Source organism: Candidatus Poribacteria bacterium (assembly GCA_021295715.1).
Classification (GTDB): Bacteria; Poribacteria; WGA-4E; order WGA-4E; family WGA-3G; genus WGA-3G.
The window spans coordinates 1-4,580 of the sequence record JAGWBV010000145.1 but is presented as its reverse complement, the minus strand read 5'-3'; the positions used below and the strand labels follow the sequence as shown (position 1 = coordinate 4,580).

Genomic DNA, 4,580 nt, shown 5'->3' with positions numbered 1-4,580 from the left:
GCGACTGCCTCCTTACCGCCACTCTATCACGATATCCTTGACCTTCCCCAGACAGATCATGAGCTGGAGACCCGACTGGAAGTGAATGTTGTCGAAAATATTCGGAACGCAGCAGGTAGACGCGTCTGGCGTGCGGGTTTCAATAATTCGGGTGTATCGAGTAACAACCGTGTTGTCGAACGGCACACCTCACGGTATGGGGCGTATTGGAAAAGTTACGACTTTGCTGGAAGTGTGAGGACGCAGAATGTCTTTACGCATCCGCTGTCTTTCAGACCTGATGGTGGCGAGATTATCTTCAACCTCCCGAACGGTCTGCAGGCATACTATCTGGTGGATGCCGGCGGTAATCGTTTGGATGCAGCACCGATAAGCATCGTTTCCAACCCCGCTGCGAGCGACCCGACTGTCCGTAATGGTCTCTCCTGCATCGGGTGCCACACAGAGGGGATGAAGGCGTTTGAAGATGAAGTGCGGGCGGTTGTCGAGCAGAACCCGAACCCACCCTTTAACAAAGATCGGGCGTTACGACTCTATGTAGAGAAGGCGGAGATGGACGGGCTCTTAGAAGAAGATACCGCTCGTTACCGGCACTTCGGGGGAATTGAACCCGTTCAACGGTTCCACGAGGCGTTTCAAAGACCGATTGATGCGGCACATGCAGCTGCCGCAGTAGGGTTAGAGACGGCGGATCTCCTCCAGAAAGTTCGCGAGAATGCGAGTCTAAAAAACTTAGGATTGGGGGTGCTAACGGGTGTGAGCGGCGGGGTGAAAAGGGATACTTGGACCTCGAACTTCAGTGAAATCGTTGTCGTGCTGAGTTCTCCTGATAGTAGTATCGTTAAGCCAGTTATTCCGAGGACGGAACGCATCCCTGGAGAGTCCGTTCACATCCCTGACGCAAACCTTCGCGCTGCCATCGCAGAAACACTCGGCAAAACACCCGGCGTTGCGATTGCAGCGGAGGACATGGCAACGTTGACGTTCTTTGATGCGTTTGAAATGGATATTCAGAGTTTGGAGGGACTTCAGTTTGCAACAAATCTGGAAGAAATCAACCTTCACGAAAATCTGCTCTCCGATTTATCTCCTCTCTCCGGATTAACAACCCTAAAAGAGATAAGACTTACCGGCAAATCATTCTCAGATTTGTCACCTCTGGCGGGGTTAATCAACTTAGAGGGCGTGGGGTTCTGGAAGACCTCTGTATCAGATCTCTCACCCCTCTCAGGATTAACGAAACTCAAATGGTTGGAATTTAAGAACAGCCCAGTATCTGATTTATCGCCCTTGGCAGGACTAATAAATTTGAAAAGACTGGAAACTTACGCCTCCAAAGAGCTTGATATCTCACCTTTAAAAGGATTAAAAAGTTTGGTAAGATTAGGTGTTAATTCCAGTGGTGTGTCGGATGTTTCACCACTGGGAGGATTGATTAATTTAGAATGGCTTGCAATACAGAGCAACCATATGATATCGGACATCTCATCTTTGGCATCTTTGAAAAATCTTAAAGAGTTAAATCTGGCGCGGAACAAGATATCGGACGTATCGCCCCTCGCAAATTTACACAACTTGGAACAGTTGCAACTTCAGCAGAACAACATCTCGGATATCTCGCCCTTGGATGGATTACGCGAGAATACAGAAATCCATTGGTTCGGCAATCCAGGTTTCCCACAGGGAGGTCCCAAAATAGATGGACCCTGGTTATGGATGTTGGTGCGGGGAGCCGGTTTTTGGGATGGCGTGGATTTGCTTTCACGGGCGAGTGAGGGGGCTGTAACAGAACTGGGAATCGCAACAAGTGGTGCAGCAGAGGGAAACCGTGTCGGAGAAAATGTGTGGACCTCACACAAAATTGCCCCTGTGGGAGGAGATAATATCCGCATAATGTTGAATGCTATTGATATGGAGGAGGATGATAATATAGATGACGTTGTTTATGGTTCCATCATCTTGTATTCACCGCGTGAACAGCAAACACAGGTATTTTCCGGAAGCGATATTGTCCATAAGGTCTGGCTCAATGGAGAGTTCGTTCACGAGAACCTTAATTGGTGGGTGTGGGCTCGTGACAAGGAACAAATGTATTATTGGTTGCCGTCCACAACTCCGGTGGGGAATTTAATGGCTATTTCGGGTTTGAACCCGGCGCAGAATATACGGTAGTATCCCCCGGGACTGGCTTCGCGCTTTCGGCAGATACCACGAATGTTCGCGTCGGCGATACTTTTACCGTCCGCGTCAACGCTGAAAAGGTTATAGATTTAGCAGGATGGCAGTTTGATCTTACGTTTGACCCGACTGTACTTGAAGCCGTCGAAGTGAAGGAGGGTGGGTTTCTCAAAAAAGGGGGTGGAACGACTTTCTTTCAGCGAGGAACAATTGATAACACTGTGGGTAAAATTGCGGGATTAAGTTCGGCACTGATCTCCAAAAACGGGATCACCGGTACCGGTAACCTCTTGTCAGTGGTGTTCTCTGCGAAAGCAGCGGGGAGCAGTCAAATGGCACTGAATAGCTTCCAACTCGGTTCTAATACAGGTGAAGTGATTCCTGCTGGTATGCGTGATCTTATCATCACAGTAGCATCTCAACCGCTTTGGGATGTGAATGCGGATGGACAGGTCAGTATTTTGGATCTGATTCTTGTGGCACAGCACATGGGAGCCGCTGCGTCTGCCACCTCTAAAGTTGACGTAAACCGCGACGGAGTCGTCAGCATCTTAGACTTAATTCTTGTTGCACAGCACATGGGTGAATCAACGGGTTCAGCGTCGCCTTCGATTTTTGCTATGGATAGCATAGACGGGTTGGATGCTGCGATGATACAGGCGTGGATAGCGCGTGCGCACGTTGAAGATGATGGCTCTGTCGCCTTCCGAGAGGGTATCGCTTACCTTCAGAGTCTTTTAGCCTTGCTGATTCCAGAAGAGACGGCATTGCTGCCTAACTATCCCAATCCGTTCAATCCAGAGACGTGGATACCCTATCAGGTGTCGGAGCCTGCGGAAGTCACTTTGCGTATCTATTCTGTAAATGGGATATTGGTTCGGACATTGGCGTTGGGACAAACGCCTGCTGGTATTTATCAGAGCAGGAGTCGCGCGGCGTATTCGGATGGCAGAAATGATGTGGGTGAGTCCGTGGCGAGTGGTGTCTATTTCTACACGGCAAAATGTTGATACGAAAATAGGATGAAGTGTTTGAAATCGAAAATATGAGTGAGATTGCCCCGCCCGACTATTTTGGTCCAGAAAGGGCGATCCGTTTCTTTCACACCACTTTGCTTGCCCGATTTCGTTGAATCATCTGAAGCGAAGAAGTGGATACTGCCGGAGACATAGTTTCGAGGAGGGGTATCAAAGTTTGAAAACTACAATCAGACCGACACACAATTTTATACAAGGAGCATCTACAATGTTTAGATTACGCGGAAAGTTGAAATATATGGCTTTGGGTTCTTTAATAGCCCTAACCGGATTTGTATTAGGGAACATGAACAAGGATACCGAAGCACAATCTGGATCTGAGGTGATTGATGAACTGACTGTCCGGAAGTTAACTGTGCTTGAAGACATAACCGTGGTCGCGGACAATGGGGAGCAGCGAGTTATCATATTTTCGGATGAAAATGGTGGAAGGGTATCGTGTTACGGTCTCGGAGGGATAGGGGCTGCTGCTGGTGCGGGGCTTCAGATTGGTAAATTGGGTGGAATTGTAGGCGTTACCGGTAAAAAGGGACGTGCTGGGGCGAGTCTCACGATTGGTACGGAGGGCGGAGGCGTAACCATTTTTCCAGTGGCTGGGAAAGGCGGGGCTGCCTTAAGTATAGTCGAAGGGGACGGTGTTGTCTTCACAAGAGATAGATTTGGAAATATAACTGGACTCGATTGAACATGGGGAGACGCAATACCCATTTTGCAAGCGTTAAATTATTTTTTAAAAGGAGATCTTCAATGAAAGATAAAGTTGTGTTTTTTACACTCGGCGCGCTACTCGCAACAATCGCCTATTTTGCCGGAGATATGAACAGAGCCGGTGCCAGAGGTCATTTTCAAGAATTTGAAGATATTTTAGTTAAGGGGGACCTGATAGTGTCAGGCGGGCGGCTTGTGATACATAACGATCCACCCTTTTCAGAAGATATAGATAACTATATTGAATTCCAGGTAGACAAAGAGGCATCTGCGATTCTCATGATCACGGGCAAAGGGCAGAACCCCGGTGACATGACCGCTTCAAGTGTATCCATCAAGACAACAATGATGGATAACCTAAAACCTGTTGCAGCCATACAATTGACCGGGGACTATGGAGAAGAGGGTGTGATTTTGTGGTCCTTTGACAACGAAGTCGAATAAGACTTTAGGTGAGGACTTTTTATATGAAACGGTTTTTTCTTGTAATTGTGATATTTTTCTTGTGTGTTCTTAGTATCTCGGCAGAAAATATAGACTGGATGCCTGATCCGGCATTACGCTCGGCAGTTCGGGAAACACTTGAGCTGCCAGTTGGAGTGCCTTTGACGAAAGACCATATACGAGAATTGGAGATATTTATAGCATATAGCAGAG

At 47.9% G+C, this 4,580-nt stretch carries 2 protein-coding genes and 1 pseudogene (1 of these 3 running past the window's edge); all 3 read left to right on the top strand.

The genetic code is table 11. The features are described 5' to 3' along the window. A pseudogene (locus tag J4G07_21870) lies at positions 1-3,188 on the top strand (leucine-rich repeat domain-containing protein) (it extends 736 nt beyond the left edge of the window). 235 nt (positions 3,189-3,423) lie between these two features. Next, positions 3,424-3,900 carry a hypothetical protein gene (locus tag J4G07_21865; GenBank protein MCE2416632.1) on the top strand — a complete coding sequence of 159 codons (477 nt, stop codon included), beginning with the start codon at positions 3,424-3,426 and terminating at the stop codon, positions 3,898-3,900. 62 nt (positions 3,901-3,962) lie between these two features. Next, positions 3,963-4,367, top strand: a complete 405-nt coding sequence (locus J4G07_21860) for a hypothetical protein (protein MCE2416631.1) — start codon at positions 3,963-3,965, stop codon at positions 4,365-4,367. The last annotated feature ends 213 nt before the right edge of the window (positions 4,368-4,580 follow it).